Source organism: Bacillus sp. 5B6 (genome assembly GCF_000259405.1).
Lineage (GTDB): Bacteria > Bacillota > Bacilli > Bacillales > Bacillaceae > Bacillus > Bacillus velezensis.
On sequence record NZ_AJST01000001.1, the window covers coordinates 3,257,918 to 3,273,402 of the forward strand.

Here is a 15,485-nt window from a genome sequence, read left to right on the forward strand (position 1 = left end):
CACTTGGTGGCTTAGAGCCCCAAGTGTTACACGTGATTTTTCTGATAAAACGTTCGCAAAACATGCGTTTCAAGGTCAGCCAGACGGACAGGGATCGGCAGCCTGCTTTCTCGATTGATCATTTTCATTGTGATCTGATAGCTGCTTTCTAAATCAATGTCATGTCCGCAAGACAAGAAGATTGGCTTCACGTCCCGCCGTGTCCGAAGCGCCCGGCCATATACCTCGCCGTCAATGAGAATATCGGTGTAGGCGCCGACTTCATTTTCAGGCATCTTGAAATCGCAGCCTTTGATTTTGAGATAGGTTTTCGCAATCCCTATCGTCGGCTTACCCAGAAAAAAAGCCGCATGGGTGGCAACGCCCATATGATTGTAATGCAGATACCCGTTGCCATCAAACAAAAACACATCCGGCTCCGCCTCCAGCTTTTCGGCCGCTTCAATGATCAGCGGCAGCTCGCGAAACGCAAGAAAACCGGAAACATACGGCACGCTGATTTTCCCCATGCTGTGCACTTTTTCAATCACTTCTTTTGTATCAGCGTCAATCACGATGATAGTGCATACGCCGTACGGTTCCCCGTCCTGCTCCCAATAAGCGAGGTCGACGCCTGCGCAGGTGTTGACGGAGTCTGGATGGATGACGGGGGATAGGTTGATTTTATGTATAAGGGATTGTTGTGTTTGAACAAAATCCGATTCATCATTTAGATCAAAATCGTGAATTTGATGTATTTTCATTTCATTAGTTTTCCTCGTTTTCATTTCTAAAATCGTCTTTTCAATTTAAGTTCTTCATTTCGATATACAACGCAATAAAACTCCCGTAAGGATAATCTCCATCCCAGCCACATGGAAAATAGCCCGCTTTATAAATTTTGAAAAGTTTTTCAAAAAATTGTCTGTTTTCCCGTTTGCTGCTCTATTTATTGCACAATTATTTAGATCTGCTACGATCTCTTCAAGAAAAGTATTAAATTCAGTCGTAGCACTTCTGACATTTTCCGAAAAAATTTTCAGAAGCATGTCTAGGTTTTGTGGTTTTTGATCATCGTTTAATTCATAAAATTTTCCCCATACCTCACTCATCTCGTTTTCTTTTATATCTTTCCACGCATATTCATCTTCACCAATTACATCTTCGTAAGCATAGTACTTAGCTTTTTCTTCATCATTAATAATTTTAGTAAAATAAGAGATATCATGTGATGCAACTGCTTTAAAGGTTTTGGAAAAATCAATAACTTCTTTTACCTGATTATGATAATGTCCGTATTTCATTACTTTATACACCTTTCCTAAGTACAACCGTAGGGTTACCAACTCTCCGGTAATCGGAACACAGCCTAAAGTCAAATAAGTTATTCAGAATTTACAAAACAGAAAACAACAATTCACCTATGAAAAAACCTTGAAAGACTTCAGCAGCCATCAAGTTTAATTAATTCTTCTAACCATTCAATCTTTTAAGTCTAATCCTCAATTAAATCAAGATAATATTTATCATTTTTCATAAGCTCTATTAAAAACTCTTCTAATGAATCTGCAATTTTTATATCATCGTAATATATTGAATTGTTTTGTTCATTGCCTAATGCAATTAACAATAAAGCACTTTCATTTGCTTCAAAAAAAATCAATTTATCTTCTTCAAGTTCCTCATAAACTTCTATATCTGGATAAAACTCAAAGTCATTAACTTTTAATCTTGCATCTCTAATTGAAGCAGGTCCAAGGATGCGATTAATATTATATTCTGATTTTTTTAGAAAGCCGTAACCAACCTCAAGAAGAAACTGTCTCAAATCATAAGGTAACCTTGATTCCAACTTATTTTCTACTTCTAAAATTTCATTCTCGCTTACCGGATAAAATGTATTTTCCTTGTAAGTTTTAATAAAATCATATTTCACAATTATTTACCTCCTTTGAGTGGAGAGTTTTTCTCCTGTGACGGGTTCATAGCCCAACAGACATTTAAGTCATCTTAAACAGAAAATAACAATTCATTTGTAAAAAACCTTGAAAGGCTTCACTAGCCAATCAAGGTCAATTAATTCTTCTGACTATCCCATTTTTAAGCACCATTAAATTTATAAGTTTTTGGTAACAGTATGACACCTTTTATATGTGGTGACAACTACTACGTTAAAACTTACGAGTTTGTACGAGTTCGTTAGTTTCATATACATTCCATGTGTTTATATTCATCACCAGAAAAAGTGATCTCGCCTAAGCTCGTACTTCGTTTTCTATTCTATCATTGCACACAGTACTCCATGATGGTACAACCATCAAAGAGTTTTTACTTTTAGCTGCCTATTTTAAATTGCAACATCCTGATAACCTACTTCAATTATTTTTTCATTTAATAGACGAAGCCCTAATCCATTTTCTGTATCCCATGAACAGTTAAATGTAATTCCAATATCTCGTCCTTCAAAAATATCCGCATATGGAACAACAATTCCATCTAAAGTTATCATTTCTAGTATTTGATCAGGTGTTTCAATTAAAGGATAATTTTCATTTAATTCAATATCATAACCCAGTTCATGTCGCTTCTGTTTGTAATAGTCTAATATTGATTGCAATAATTTTGGCTGTAAATCCTCCCAATTCTGCATTAATGCTTGATATGCCATATACTGTTCTTCATCAAACTCTCCATCTTCTTCACCATCTATCATCAAAGAGATCTCAGATTCTTTTCCAAAAAAACGAATAATGGTATCCTTAACCCAACCATACTCATATTCAAGTTCACCAAAAATTGGATCGTTTATAGCCATTTTATATCTCCTCTTTTTGTTTATTAGCAAACCCTCCAGGTTTAAAAGCTCCTGCGTTTATTTCTCCTACACCACCAAGGTGTCCGAATTCACTATTTATTTTTGTTGGCACAAGTTGCATTGTTTTAACATCATTTAATTCATGCCATGTTAATTTATTTTTTTCTCGATATTTTTTTATATCTCTTGCACTAATTTTACCAGATTCCATCCTAAATTGACTTGCTAACTCAGGTGAGCCATTAATTTGGTCAGCTAATTTTTGATCTGATTGAACAAAATTAGCTCGTCTGGCTTTCCCCCCATAAGTTCCTTTTCCTCCAAGCATATAGTTGATTTCAACTTGTGCTTTTGCTATTGGTGAAAAATCAGGAACTCCATTTTTATATTGAATACCTTTTATACCAGCCTCATCTAATATGCTTTTCAATTTAGGGTCTGGTGGAGGTTTAAGCGTACTTAAAGATTCTCCCCTAATTCCTTCAAATTCAATCTTTGGATTGATCTGTGCAGGTGTTTGATTAATCCTTGATTCATACGAACTAGCAAATTCAGATTGCCTAAAAGCAGGTGGAACTTTTACTTCTTTTTTTATCGTACCCTTACTACCTTTACCACCAGCCATCTTCACAATCCCAAGATCTTTCACAGCTTTGGTTTTCACATCAGCATGAATGATTGGGAAAGTTGCGCCATCCGGTGTGACAGTCTTGTGGACACGAATTTTTACATTCGTCGGCACTTTGAATTCTTTTACTTGGTCTAGAATCTTTTTCCCTTTTTCAACTTTTGATGCTTGTGGCGATTTTGCAAGCGGTATGCCTTTGTTTACATGCTTCGCCAATGCACCGGCTCCAACCAAACTCAGCGCAGCTTCCAGCGCCCCTTGCTTCCGCTTCTCCTCAGACACTTTGTTTCCGAACATATCTCTGCCTGTGACGGCTTCTGAGAATCCGTTTGAGGCAACAAGGCCGTATGCGCCCATTTCTGTCATTTTGAGAATGTCTAAGGATTTTCCGGTTTTATAGGCATCTAAAGCATGTTCTGCGGCAATGACGGTTTTTCCGGTTTTGTAAATGGCTTTTCCGCCTTTGAAAGCGCGGCCCGCCCAGCCGACGACCGGTATGAATCCGGCGGCGGCCATCGCTCCTGCTGTGACGCGTTCTGCGGTGGAGAGTTTTTTGCCGGTCACCGGATCAACACCTTCGGCTGCTCTTTTATAATCATAATAGCCGGTGACTTCGCCGGTAAAGTTGCAGATGCCGTCCCATGTTTTTTCGTACCATGGTTTATTGGCTTCTTCTTCAGCCTTTTCCTGAAGCCGTCTTGCTTCGGCCTGCTGGGCTTTTGCGTCAATATAGTCCGTTCCCTGTTTTTCTGTCGCCATGACGCTTTTGTAGATTTCATTGCTGTGGAAGGCTTTTTTGTCATAGTAAATAGGGGATGCGCTTTTCCCGTTGCTGGTGGCCTGCATGAGAACGGAATATTTGCTGAGCACTGCGTTGTCCAGAGATTCTAAGTTTTGATATTCAGCGGTCAGGGATTCATCAAGCGTATCGACTGCCGTGATCGTGTCGCGTCTGGTTTTCTGGGCATCGCCCATTTTATCAGCATAATCATCCAGCGTATATGTGTCGAGATGAATAATATCGCTGATGCCTGACAAAATTGAATCGATTTCTGCTTTATGAGCGGAGACAATCTCTGAAGCTTTCAAATCCGCGTTGGGCAGCTCATGCTCCAAAAATGAAGTCTCCGCATATGTATCGCTGAGTTCTTGATCTTTAATGTCACCTGAAATGCCATTTAAAAACGCAATTTGAGCAGAGACAAGCGTCAGCCAGCTGTCGGCGATTTCCGCTTGTCCCTGAAAAAAATCTTTTATATTGTCTGCGCCTTTCCCTTTCAAAGCATCGCCCAGATCGGCCACGCCTTGAAAGGCTTGTTTGAGCGCACGCAGCTGCTCTTCAAGGGCTTCGTATTGTTTCTTTCTCTTATCTGCTTCGTCCGTTAACGATTGTGATTCAAACACTTTGCTCATCGGCAAGTCCTTTCTTTCGTTATTTTACGGCGATCGCCTCGTCCTGTTCTTTCAAAGAATCTACGTTGTCTTTAACGTCCGCGATATTCTTATGAACGGCCTGCTTGTATTCGCTGATCATCGATACAAGCTTTGCCTCGCGGGATTGGTATTTGGAGGTATAGTCGAGCTTGTTTTTTCCGTTTGAACCGGCGTTCCCGATCGAAACGGCCTCCAAAGCGCTGCTGACGGATTCAAGCTGCTTCATGACAGCTCCGTATTTGAGTTTTATTTCTGCCATTAAAACCAACTCCAGCTTCTTTTGATTGATTGTATTTTTTCTCCGACTGTGTCAAGGGCTTCTTCTCCCAGCGTCAGCAGGTGCTCTGCCTCTCTCGCGATGCTTCTGGCGGCAAGGAGCCCTCCTTTTTCAATTTCAAGCTGTGTCATCTTTAAGCCGATTCGGTAAATATAACCGTCGTATTTGTCTGTAACGATTTTGTATGCTTCTGTATGGGCCTGATCGCGCCGGTCATCAAATTCTTCAGCAAAAGTGCCGGTCCAATGATGATCCAAGTGCGGCCTGAGGATGTCCCTGATTTCAGACACGCCCTCTTCCTGCAGAGATTCTATCTCTCTTTTCGCTTCTTTTAATTTATCAATTTGGTGTTCAACCTCGCCCAGTTTATGGCTGATTGTGCTGTTAATATGGCTTAATGTGCTTGAATGGCTCATCTGTTTTCACCTCGTCTTACGCAAAAAGTCGTACAAAAAGCACAGACTTTTCCATACTATATTTCCATATATTATATTTTAAAATAGACAGAAAGCAGCTTAAATAGGTTAAATGGCTTATTTTCAGCAGCCGAAATGTTCATCATTAACGCCAAAAGACTCACATAAACGGCATATCCATTCATTGATCTCCTCTATGTATCCATGATAAATTCCCTAAAAAAAAGGAGACAGTGATTAACCGTCTCCTTTGCCTTGTATCATGATCATCATACTGTCGTTAGCTGCAGTCCCAGTTGTACAAAACGTTTGAGAAATCTTTTTTCTTCAAATCTTCCGGTCTGATAAAGAAATTGGCGATTCCCACATCTCCCCACATCGAATCAATGTCATCATCTGAATCAATTTGCAAAAGCAGAATCGTATGGTTTTGATGAGAGTAAGACCGCGGATCTTCCTGGGTGAAGGACGCATAGCCGCCGATTTTATGGCCGAATGCGTTCGCCGTATATTCGTCATACACCTCATCGTCAAACTGCTCGAAATAGTCAAAGGCATCCATCCCGGCATACTGCCTGAATTGAAAATCAGACGGGAGCACCCATTCAGCAGACAGCTCAGGGGTGATCAGCGCTTCGGATTGAATCGGAAAATCGTACTCCTCTTCAACCTGAACGAAAGAAAAATCATCCATGAGCTCCGCTTCTTCTGCTGTCACATGTTCAAAATATTTGACGCAGAAACCCGTTTGCGCGCACCCGTCGTCAAAATTCAAACCGTATACGTCATCACTGACCGATATGTAAAACTGAAGAATGCCGGTGTCCGGAAAATCAGGGAGTCCGGGCATATCCGCAAAATTGATTTGAGCGAGAAGCTTCATCGGCCTGCCGCTTTCATCTTCAGGATATGGTTCATGTTTCGGAAAATAGGGGTCTCCGGCAATTTTACTGTCATACCGTCCCGTTTCAGCTTTTTTGACGTGCAGTTTGATAAAAGGCCGTGCTGACGTTTCCAGCAGACCGCGGGATGATTCCATTTGCTTCGGCAATTTCCATGTGTTTTCCACGATTAATATCCCCTTCGTCTCTAATGATTGTATGATAAAAGGCCGGCGCGGTCCGCCGGCCTTTCAAGTGACAGAATCAGCCTGAGGCACGACGGCTCTTCTTCCGATTGAGATATATTCCACGCCCGCCTGTTCCGCTTCCTCAAGCGAGTGGCAGTTTCTCCCGTCGAAAATAACCGGGGTTTCCATCAGCTCTTTGTACGCTTCAAGCGGAAAATGTTTAATTTGTTCCCAATCTGTCAGAATCAGGACGGCATCCGCTCCCCTGACGGCTTCTTCTATGGACTCCCGATAGGAAACCGCAGCCGGAAGCAGCCCGGAAGCCCGGAATGAAGCAATCGGATCGTACGCTGTCATCCGGGCATCAAGAGCCGCCAGACGATCCGCAATGACAATGGACGGCGCATCCCGCATATCATCTGTATTCGGCTTAAAAGACAGCCCTAATAACGCGATGGTTTTCCCCGTCACACCGCCGAGCCTGTTCAGCACTTTATCAACCAGCATGGACTGCTGGTTATTGTTGACCTTAATGACGGACTTCAGCAATTCAAAATCATGCTCCACATGTCCCGCGATCTGCACGAGGGCGTTTGTATCCTTCGGAAAGCAGGAACCGCCGTAACCGATGCCGGCTCTTAAGAATTGATTGCCGATCCGTTTATCCAATCCCATTCCGTGTGCGACTGATTCCACATCTGCACCGACTTTTTCACATATATGAGAAATTTCATTAATAAAACTGATTTTTGCCGCTAAAAATGCGTTTGACGCATATTTGATCATCTCAGCGCTTCTGATGTCCGTATGATATACCGGAATCGCAAGCGGCGCGAAAACCCGGTCAAGCGTTTCCCGCGTCTGCCGGTCTTCAGCCCCGATCACAATGCGGTCGCCGTGAAAGGTATCGTGAATCGCCGAACCTTCACGGAGAAATTCCGGATTCGAGGCGATTGAAATGTTCACGTCCGCTTTCAGCCGTGAATGAATAACTTCGCTGATCCTGTCATTCGTTCCCACGGGAACCGTGCTTTTTGTCACGACGATCGCATCTTTAGAAATATGTTCGGCAATCCGTTCGGCGACATTTTCAATATAAGTAAGGTTTGCGTGCCCGTCTTCTTTTTGCGGCGTTCCGACCGCTATAAAAATAACGTCCGCTTTCGCAAGCCCTTTTTCGTAGCTTGTTTCAAATGCCAGCCGATGCCGGCCGATATTTCGTTTCATCATATCTTCAAGGCCCGGTTCAAAGATAGGGGACAATCCCTTTCTCATCTGCTCAACCTTACGTTCGTCAATATCTATGCATGTTACGTCATGGCCGATTTCTGAAAGAGACACTCCTGTCACAAGACCGACGTAGCCTGTTCCGATCACTGTTATTTTCATCGTGTTCCCCCAACCGTTTAGAAATTGCTGCTGGGCAGCTTACCGTTATTATCATATGATCCCGGCGCCGGCTGAATGCCGGAAGCCTGAGGTCATGATAGGAAAAAACGGCGCCGGCCGCTGATAATAAGCATAAGCATAAAAGAATCATCTTGCAAAACAGCCGCTTACGCTTCATTTAAAGGGGATGGAGACGACGATTAAAAAAGACCCCAGCGCTTACGGCGGGCCACAGGCAGCGGAGGTTCCTTATAAACGGCTTTGTTTTCAGCGAGAAGCGCCGCATTTTCCGTGAGCATGTAAATCAGCTCAGCCCCTGCTTCTTTTTTCAGAACGCCGAGCGCCTCCTGATAATAAAAATTTCTCGGTCCGAGATTATGGGCGTCAGATGCGAGAAAGTGGATCAAATTCGCTTCCATCAGCTGCAGCGAAAAGGATTTCGCTTTCCGCCCGAATGCTCCGGCAATGCAGCCGGCCGTCACTTGGGCGGCCGCGCCTTTCTTCACAAGACTGTATAGGACGGAAGGGTTTTCACGAATTTCCCTGTTCCGCTCCGGATGGGCGATGACGGGGACATATCCGTTCAGCTGCAGTTCATAAAACAGCCTTTCAGCGTAGGCCGGGACATGATCCGCCGGAAATTCCGCCAGCACATACTTCGTATTATGGAGCGGGACAAGCGAGCCGCTTTGAAGACCTGCCAGCAGATCTCCGTCTATTCTGATTTCCTGGCCGGGCAGAACAGTCAGCGGAATGCCTTCCTTGTTCAAACGTTTGTTTAACAGGCTGACCGCTTCGTTGACCGTATGCCGGTCCGTGTCATAGCGGTATTTCACATGATGCGGCGTCGCGATGATCGTATCAATCCCCTGTCTGACCGCTTCTCTCGCCATCTTCAGGCTTTCTGTATCATCCGCCGCGCCGTCGTCTATGGAAGGAAGGATGTGACAATGGATATCTATCATATTTCAATCCCTCCTTAAAAAGAATGGACCGCGCCCATTATGACATTATTGTCCGTAATAGGCGTAGTCCGAGTGTTTCGTTTGTTTCTTCCCGTTCATCACGGCCCCAAGGAGCTTGCACGGGCAGTAATCGAGCGCTTCTTTCGCCTTGGCCGCTTTTTCCTTGTCCGTTTTCCCGCTTGAGATCACCATAATGGCCCCGTCAGTGTAGCTGCCTAATATTTTCGTATCTGCTACGGCCAAAACGGGAGGCGTATCCAAAATCACCTTATCATAAACTGCGGCGGCTTCTGACAGAAGATCTTTCATGGCACCCGTCGATAAAAGCTCCGCCGGATTGGGCGGGATCGGCCCGCTCGTTAAAATATCCAGGTTTGCTTCATCAGCTGGCAGGACGGCTTTCTGAAACGGCATCTGTTTTAACAGCAGCGACGTTAATCCGGTTCCGTTGTCCAATTTGAAGGTGAAATGAACCGTCGGTTTGCGCAGATCCGCATCAATTAAAAGCACTTTTTTCCCCTGCTGTGCAAATACGACGGCAAGGTTGGCCGCGGTTGTCGATTTTCCTTCTTCCGGGCCGGCTGATGTGATCAAAAGAGACTTCACCTCCGTATCAACGGAAGAAAATTCAATGTTTGTGCGGATCGTGCGATATTGTTCTGAGTTGATGGATTTCGGCTCAGACATCGCAATCACGCTTCGTTTTCCGGGTTTGTCTTTTTTACGCGTCAACATGTCCGCCCCCCGCTTGTTTGGTTTCCGCCATCCTCAAGTTTTTGGCAACGCTGTCTTTAGTACTGATTGAAGTAACCGTTCCCAAGATCGGGATGCCGAGCAGCGATTCCAGCTGTTCTTCCGATTTGATCGTATTATCCAGATGTTCCAGCAAAAAGGCGAGACCGATTCCGCCCAAAAGTCCGGCGGCAAACGCGATCGCGATGTTCAGCTTACGGTTAGGCTCTGCCGGTGACTGGCTGTCCGCCGCTTCGGCCTTTGAAAGGATGCTGACATTATCCACGTTCATGATGGCGGTGATCTTGTCCTGAAAAACGGCTGCAACTGCATTTGCCATAACGGCCGCCCGCTTAGCATCCGTATCCCTCACGGCGATCGTCACGACTTGTGAATCCTGCTCGCTGGACACCGTGATTTTCGATTCCAGCTCTTTCGAAGTCATGGACAGATGCAGCTGTTTAATCACCTCATCGAGGATGACCGGGCTTTTGATGATGACATTATACGTGTTGATTAATTGGAGGTTGGTTTGAACGTCATTGAATTGGACTTCTTTTTGATTGTTTTTGGATTGACTGACCAAAATTTGAGTTGAGTTTTCATAGACCGGCGTAAGAGCGAAGAAACTGATGAGTCCGCCTGCGGCAGATGCCGCCGCGGTAATAATAAGTATAAACAGCAGACGCTTTCTCAGTATTGCGAATATTTCCTTTATGCTTGTAGATTCTCCCATATAACCTCCATATCACTTTCCGCGTATTCCCATTCCCTCCAATGATCTTTTCCAATTACGATTATACAGCTTTAAACTGTCATTTCTAACCTTTTCAAATGACAAAATTCGACAAAAATAGACAATCACTTCAATCTGTTTTATTTTTGTAAGCGCTTTAAATACTGGTGTTACAGGAAGATTAAAAAATCCCGCGGCCAAGAGCCTGCGGGATTTTATGTTGCATATCCATTTTTAATATAAGAAATCAAATTCTCAAGCATTTCTTTTGTGGTCATCTCAGAGGACTGCTCACCAATATCGTGCGCATGCATTAAAATCTTCAGAAACTCCTCTTGATCTAACTTCGTTTTCTTCATCATTCGTTTCCTTTCGGCTTCCATTAAATTGAAAACAAGATTATTATATGCTGTCGGGTGCTGTTTTGCAATCTCTAATACATCATTCGACACATTCGGGTTTTTATGTCCTTTTTTAGGAAAAACTTTTTCCGGGCCATGTGTTGCGATATAATAGAGGAATTGGAATCTTTTTATTTTGTGACTCGTTAGGAGCGATAATCATGCTTCAGGATATGATTGCTAAAGAAGATGTGCTCGCAGCGGCTGAACAGCTTAAAGAACTTCTTCCTTACAATGAAGACAATGTTCAGCTGATGAAGAAAGCACTCATTTTATATCGGCAGGATTCCGTCTATCGTATACAGGTTCAAACCCCGACAGAGATTTCCGCATATGTGCAGGATGTTGTGCCTGTAAGGGTCACGCTGAACTTATTTTTCATGGTGAAAAGCGGCTGCGCATGCCCGTCTGAGGCGATCTGCCGCCACGTGCTGGCCGTTTTTCTTTACGTATATGCCCAATTCGAGCGGGTCGGTACCTTTACCGAACATTGGCTGGAAAGAGAAAAGCTTGAGGAAAGCAGGGAGCTCGTCCGCCGGCAGTTTCAGGAAAAAGTGCTGCCGAATGAAGAGTCGCTATCAAGCTGGCTCGCTTTTTTTGATTCGGAATTCTCGCTGTGGGAGGCGCGGACGCCGGCCGGAAGCCAGACGATGCAGGGCCTTTATTACGGCTATCTGTCAGCGCTCAAAAAACACGCCCCGAAAAAACCCGAGCTTAAAAGCTTATATCAGATTCATTCGGCGCTTGCCGTCTGGCTTCACATGTTCACTTTGGTTGAGTCAGGCAGATTGGATGCCGAAAAAGATTATTACAGCATCAATCCATACGTGGAACAGCTGATGGATACAATTTATTCCTCCATTGACAGACTGAAAACGTACGCCTTGTCTTTTTCACTCGATCCTTTTTTAGACCGGACGCCCCCGGTGCTCCGCAGACTGCTTGTGAAAGAAGAGCTTTTTCAATACGAACGCCTCCGGGTATTCGGTGAGATGTGGAGCGCGCTTTTGAACCGGCCGAAATGGGTTGCGCGTGAACAGGAGATTCTCGCACAGGAAAGCGGGCGCCGTTTTTCGCCGGAAGTGCGGTTCGGACGGCTTCATCTGGCCTTTTTACAAAAAGATGATGAAGCGGTCTTCCAAGATATGTCCCGCTTCCCTCCTGAAGCGCTGCCGTATACCTTTCAATGGCTCGGTGAACTCACCGCGAAAAAAGACTGGAAACGGCTGAAAACATGGTATGGCCGGATCGAGCCGCTTGCCGTGAACTATACGAAGCTTGATAAGCCGTTTAAAGAAATGCGCGACATTATCGGAGAGCTGTTTGCGCTATTGGCGGATTATGCGCGGCACTCACGGGATGATCAGCTGTTTGAACGGTTTGCTTCCGGCTGCCTTCCCTATACCTTTACCGAATACAGCCAGTACCTGTACGAAAAACGGCGGTACGCGGAGTGGGTGGAGATTCACAGCCTCGTCGGTTTTTCCGTCTGGGAAATCGAAAAGGACATCCTGAAGGAAATTGCCGCCAGTGATCCGGAAGCGCTCATCCCCTCCTATCACCGGGCGGCGGCCTTTTTTATCGATCAAAAAAACCGCAGCGCCTATAAAGAGGCTGCACGCCATCTGAAAAAACTGCGGACGCTTTATAAAAAGGCAAAAAAACAGCAGGTATGGGAGCGGTATATCAGCCGGCTGAGCGCAAGTTACAAGAGGCTGCGCGCCCTTCAAGAAGAATTGCAGAAAGGAAAGTTGATTGATGGCGAGTCTTAAGGAAATTTTCATTCATGTAGAACAAATGGAAGATTGGACATTTACGCTGTCAAGCCATGATGAGAAGGAGCAGCCGCTTACTCTCAGTCAGATGAAGACTCATTTGTTCCAATGGCATGAGTCCACCTTTTACGGAACGTTTCTTGAAGACGTCAGCTTCATCGGCACCCCGGCCGTTCTGCTCAGCCCGTGGATGACCGTCGAGCTGCTCGGAAAAAACTCGTTCAATTCATTCAGCACCGTGCAGCTGACAAAGGAAACGGAACCATTAATCGAAGCGGCTTCGACGATATACGAATTTATTGCCGACGGCGATTTTCTTCCGGATTATGAGGCTTGGCAAAATGGTGTCCTGCGCTTCAAAGACCGCGAGCTTTTGCTTGAAGGCTTTACGGCAGACTGGTTCTCAGCCGCGGTCCAGGACTACATTCAGTACAATGATGACCTGCTGGAAAAATGGCGGCAGATCGAAACCCGCTCACCGGCCGTTCATACGTTTAAAGGCTCCTTTTTGGATGAAGATGATTTTCTCGAGGGAATCGGCTGGCATGACGATGTGACGCCGTTTACCGTCGGGCTCCGATTAAACGAGCCTGATTTTGACGGTGACGACTGGAAAATCGAAATGTTTTTACGTGAGAAAAAAACAGGCTCCATCACCTTTTTTGACGGACTGAAGGGACTGAAAAAAGCGTGGCAGGCATACAGCGGAAAAATCGGGCGCGAACAGGACCGCTTCCGCAGAACGGTTCCCTGGCTTTCGTTTGATTCAGGAACGACGCTGATTTCTGAAGAAGAGGCTTGGATCTTCTTATCGGAAGCGAGTGAGACGCTTGTCGATATGGGTGTGGAGATTCTTCTCCCATCATGGTGGCAGATTGTCCGGGACAGCAATATGATGCTCAAGGCGAAAGTGTCATCCTCTCCGCGGGGCGAGTCCTTCGTCGGCATGAACGCTCTGCTTGATTTCAACTGGAGATTCGCCACAAACGGAATTGAGCTGACAGAGGATGAATTCAATGAGCTCGTCGCAAACAACAGACGTCTCGTCAACATCCGCGGCCAATGGGTGAAAATTGATCCTCAATTCATTAAACAAATGAAAAAACTGATGGAAAAAGCGGAATCTGAGGGCCTCCACATGTCCGACGTGCTGGCGCGCGAACTGATGGATCACGGGGAAAACGGAGCCGAGGACACAGACATCATTGACTCATCGGCATTTGCCGGGATCAAGATCGAATTATCAAAGCAGCTCAGAAGCCTGATCCGCAAACTGACGGATGCCCGGGATCTGCCGGAGCATGAAGTCAGCGCCGCGTTTCAGGGCCAGCTCCGCCCTTATCAGATGTACGGCATGAACTGGCTTCTGTTTTTACGGGAAAACGGCTTCGGCGCCTGTCTCGCAGATGACATGGGACTGGGAAAGACGATTCAGATGATCGCTTATTTTCTCCATGTGAAGGAAAGCGGCCGGCAAAAAGCGCCATCCTTAATCATTGCGCCGACATCGGTGCTCGGCAACTGGCAGCGTGAGCTCCAGACCTTCGCGCCGCAGCTGAAGGCCATGCTTCATTACGGCCCCCGCCGGCCGAAGGGGGAAGCATTTGTCCCGGCCTATCAGGACGCGGACGTCGTTCTTACTTCTTACGGCCTGTCGCATGCCGATCAGGAAGAGCTTTCTTCCGTGACATGGAGCACCATCTGCCTTGATGAAGCGCAAAATATTAAAAACGCGCATACAAAGCAGTCCCGCGCGATCAGAAAGCTGAAAGGCGTCCATCATATCGCGCTGAGCGGAACACCGATGGAGAACCGCCTGACAGAGCTTTGGTCGATCTTTGATTTTATGAACAAAGGCTATCTCGGCAGTCTGACCGGCTTTCATAAACGCTATGTGCTGCCGATTGAAAAAGACCGTGACGAAAAAAGAATCAACCAGCTTCAGCAGTTAATCCGGCCGTTTTTACTGCGCCGGACAAAACGGGATGAAGAAGTGGCGCTTAATCTTCCTGACAAGCTGGAACAAAAAGAGTTTATCCCGCTCTCAGCCGAACAGGCATCCCTTTATGAACAGCTTGTCAAAGATACATTTGAACATATGGCTTCTCTGACCGGGATGCAGCGGAAAGCGCTGATTCTGAGCATGCTCGGCCGCTTGAAGCAAATATGCGACCATCCTGCGCTCTATTTGAAGGAAGAACAGACAGAGCTGTTAAACGGGAGATCCGTCAAACTGGAAAAGCTGCTTGATTTAATGGCGGCGATCCGCGGCCAAGGGGAAAGCTGCCTCATTTTCACCCAATACATTCAGATGGGCAACATGATGAAGCGCCTCCTGGAAAAAGCATTCGGAGAACCGGTTCAGTTTTTAAACGGAAGCCTATCCAAGCAGGAACGCGATTCTCTCGTCGAGCGGTTCCAGAAGAAAGAATACCCGACCCTGATTTTGTCACTGAAAGCGGGCGGAACCGGCCTGAACCTGACGGCTGCCAATCATGTCATTCACTATGACAGATGGTGGAATCCGGCGGTGGAAAACCAGGCGACCGACCGCGCCTACCGAATCGGCCAGGAACGGTTCGTCCATGTTCACAAACTCATTACGACGGGAACGATTGAAGAAAAAATTGATGCCATGCTCGAAACGAAACAAACGCTGAACGATCAGATTATCCAAAGTGAAAATTGGATTACCGAGCTGTCATCCGCTGAGCTTGAAGAATTATTCACCCTCAGCGCATCAGCGCAATCACATTAAACGCAAAAAGACCGGCTCTCTCAGAAGAGCCGGTCTTTTATGTCGTCCTTACTGTTACGCCGCATTTGCCATGAATGCGTCACGCCAGTCATGAACAGTATCGCCATACCT

Annotated in this window: 14 protein-coding genes and 1 pseudogene; 2 read left to right on the forward strand and 13 right to left on the reverse strand. The window is 45.6% G+C overall.

Going from position 1 to position 15,485, the window contains the following annotated elements:
• Positions 1-26 precede the first annotated feature (26 nt).
• The 13 genes and pseudogenes from MY7_RS15535 to MY7_RS19640 all read right to left on the reverse strand — a co-directional run bounded on the left by MY7_RS15535 (position 27) and on the right by MY7_RS19640 (position 10,799).
• Positions 27-743, reverse strand: coding sequence for an endonuclease V (locus MY7_RS15535; protein ID WP_007614247.1), 717 nt, complete (start codon positions 741-743; stop codon positions 27-29).
• Positions 744-783: 40 nt separating this feature from the next.
• Positions 784-1,283: pseudogene (locus tag MY7_RS15540) on the reverse strand (hypothetical protein).
• 191 nt (positions 1,284-1,474) lie between these two features.
• Positions 1,475-1,915: an SMI1/KNR4 family protein gene (locus MY7_RS15545; RefSeq protein WP_007614250.1), complete on the reverse strand. Its 441-nt coding sequence runs from the start codon at positions 1,913-1,915 to the stop codon at positions 1,475-1,477.
• 411 nt (positions 1,916-2,326) lie between these two features.
• Positions 2,327-2,794 (reverse strand): DUF6985 domain-containing protein, encoded by a 468-nt coding sequence (locus MY7_RS15550; RefSeq protein WP_007614252.1) that lies wholly within the window; start codon positions 2,792-2,794, stop codon positions 2,327-2,329.
• 1 nt (position 2,795) lies between these two features.
• Positions 2,796-4,835, reverse strand: coding sequence for a T7SS effector LXG polymorphic toxin (locus MY7_RS20180; RefSeq protein WP_007614255.1), 2,040 nt, complete (start codon positions 4,833-4,835; stop codon positions 2,796-2,798).
• 19 nt (positions 4,836-4,854) lie between these two features.
• Positions 4,855-5,115 (reverse strand): YwqI/YxiC family protein, encoded by a 261-nt coding sequence (locus MY7_RS15560; protein WP_007614257.1) that lies wholly within the window; start codon positions 5,113-5,115, stop codon positions 4,855-4,857.
• The gene (locus MY7_RS15565) at positions 5,115-5,549 is read right to left on the reverse strand and encodes a DUF5082 domain-containing protein (protein WP_007614264.1); all 435 of its coding nucleotides are present in this window, start codon (positions 5,547-5,549) and stop codon (positions 5,115-5,117) included. The genes MY7_RS15560 and MY7_RS15565 overlap by 1 nt, the downstream gene beginning before the upstream one ends.
• A gap of 280 nt (positions 5,550-5,829) precedes the next feature.
• Positions 5,830-6,618 carry a YwqG family protein gene (locus tag MY7_RS15570; RefSeq protein ID WP_007614268.1) on the reverse strand — a complete coding sequence of 263 codons (789 nt, stop codon included), beginning with the start codon at positions 6,616-6,618 and terminating at the stop codon, positions 5,830-5,832.
• A gap of 63 nt (positions 6,619-6,681) precedes the next feature.
• The gene (locus MY7_RS15575) at positions 6,682-8,007 is read right to left on the reverse strand and encodes a UDP-glucose dehydrogenase family protein (protein ID WP_007614269.1); all 1,326 of its coding nucleotides are present in this window, start codon (positions 8,005-8,007) and stop codon (positions 6,682-6,684) included.
• Positions 8,008-8,207: 200 nt separating this feature from the next.
• Entirely contained in the window at positions 8,208-8,972 is a 765-nt protein-coding gene (locus MY7_RS15580) for a tyrosine-protein phosphatase (RefSeq protein ID WP_007614271.1), read from the reverse strand.
• Positions 8,973-9,017: 45 nt separating this feature from the next.
• A complete protein-coding gene (locus MY7_RS15585) occupies positions 9,018-9,707 on the reverse strand; it encodes a CpsD/CapB family tyrosine-protein kinase (protein ID WP_007614272.1) in 690 nt (229 codons plus the stop codon).
• On the reverse strand, positions 9,694-10,440 hold the full coding sequence (locus MY7_RS15590) for a YveK family protein (RefSeq protein ID WP_007407552.1): 747 nt from the start codon (positions 10,438-10,440) through the stop codon (positions 9,694-9,696). The genes MY7_RS15585 and MY7_RS15590 overlap by 14 nt, the downstream gene beginning before the upstream one ends.
• 215 nt (positions 10,441-10,655) lie before the next feature.
• Complete coding sequence (locus tag MY7_RS19640) at positions 10,656-10,799, reverse strand: hypothetical protein (RefSeq protein WP_003151259.1); 144 nt, start codon at positions 10,797-10,799, stop codon at positions 10,656-10,658.
• A gap of 203 nt (positions 10,800-11,002) precedes the next feature.
• Here MY7_RS19640 and MY7_RS15600 point away from each other — a divergent pair, with 203 nt between their 5' ends.
• Together MY7_RS15600 and MY7_RS15605 are read left to right on the forward strand one after the other, a co-directional pair.
• Complete coding sequence (locus tag MY7_RS15600) at positions 11,003-12,613, forward strand: SWIM zinc finger family protein (RefSeq protein ID WP_007614278.1); 1,611 nt, start codon at positions 11,003-11,005, stop codon at positions 12,611-12,613.
• A complete protein-coding gene (locus tag MY7_RS15605; RefSeq protein WP_007614280.1) occupies positions 12,600-15,374 on the forward strand; it encodes a DEAD/DEAH box helicase in 2,775 nt (924 codons plus the stop codon). Before MY7_RS15600 ends, MY7_RS15605 begins: the two co-directional genes overlap by 14 nt.
• Positions 15,375-15,485: the final 111 nt, after the last annotated feature.

What these genes read in the sequence shown, in the direction of transcription:
- MY7_RS15535 (WP_007614247.1), bottom strand. Translation starts at nt 743, where the DNA reads ATGAAAATACATCAAATTCACGATTTTGATCTAAATGATGAATCGGAT.
- MY7_RS15550 (WP_007614252.1), bottom strand. Translation starts at nt 2,794, where the DNA reads ATGGCTATAAACGATCCAATTTTTGGTGAACTTGAATATGAGTATGGT.
- MY7_RS20180 (WP_007614255.1), bottom strand. Translation starts at nt 4,835, where the DNA reads ATGAGCAAAGTGTTTGAATCACAATCGTTAACGGACGAAGCAGATAAG.
- MY7_RS15560 (WP_007614257.1), bottom strand. Translation starts at nt 5,115, where the DNA reads ATGGCAGAAATAAAACTCAAATACGGAGCTGTCATGAAGCAGCTTGAA.
- MY7_RS15565 (WP_007614264.1), bottom strand. Translation starts at nt 5,549, where the DNA reads ATGAGCCATTCAAGCACATTAAGCCATATTAACAGCACAATCAGCCAT.
- MY7_RS15575 (WP_007614269.1), bottom strand. Translation starts at nt 8,007, where the DNA reads ATGAAAATAACAGTGATCGGAACAGGCTACGTCGGTCTTGTGACAGGA.
- MY7_RS15580 (WP_007614271.1), bottom strand. Translation starts at nt 8,972, where the DNA reads ATGATAGATATCCATTGTCACATCCTTCCTTCCATAGACGACGGCGCG.
- MY7_RS15585 (WP_007614272.1), bottom strand. Translation starts at nt 9,707, where the DNA reads ATGTTGACGCGTAAAAAAGACAAACCCGGAAAACGAAGCGTGATTGCG.
- MY7_RS15590 (WP_007407552.1), bottom strand. Translation starts at nt 10,440, where the DNA reads ATGGGAGAATCTACAAGCATAAAGGAAATATTCGCAATACTGAGAAAG.
- MY7_RS19640 (WP_003151259.1), bottom strand. Translation starts at nt 10,799, where the DNA reads ATGAAGAAAACGAAGTTAGATCAAGAGGAGTTTCTGAAGATTTTAATG.
- MY7_RS15600 (WP_007614278.1), top strand. Translation starts at nt 11,003, where the DNA reads ATGCTTCAGGATATGATTGCTAAAGAAGATGTGCTCGCAGCGGCTGAA.
- MY7_RS15605 (WP_007614280.1), top strand. Translation starts at nt 12,600, where the DNA reads ATGGCGAGTCTTAAGGAAATTTTCATTCATGTAGAACAAATGGAAGAT.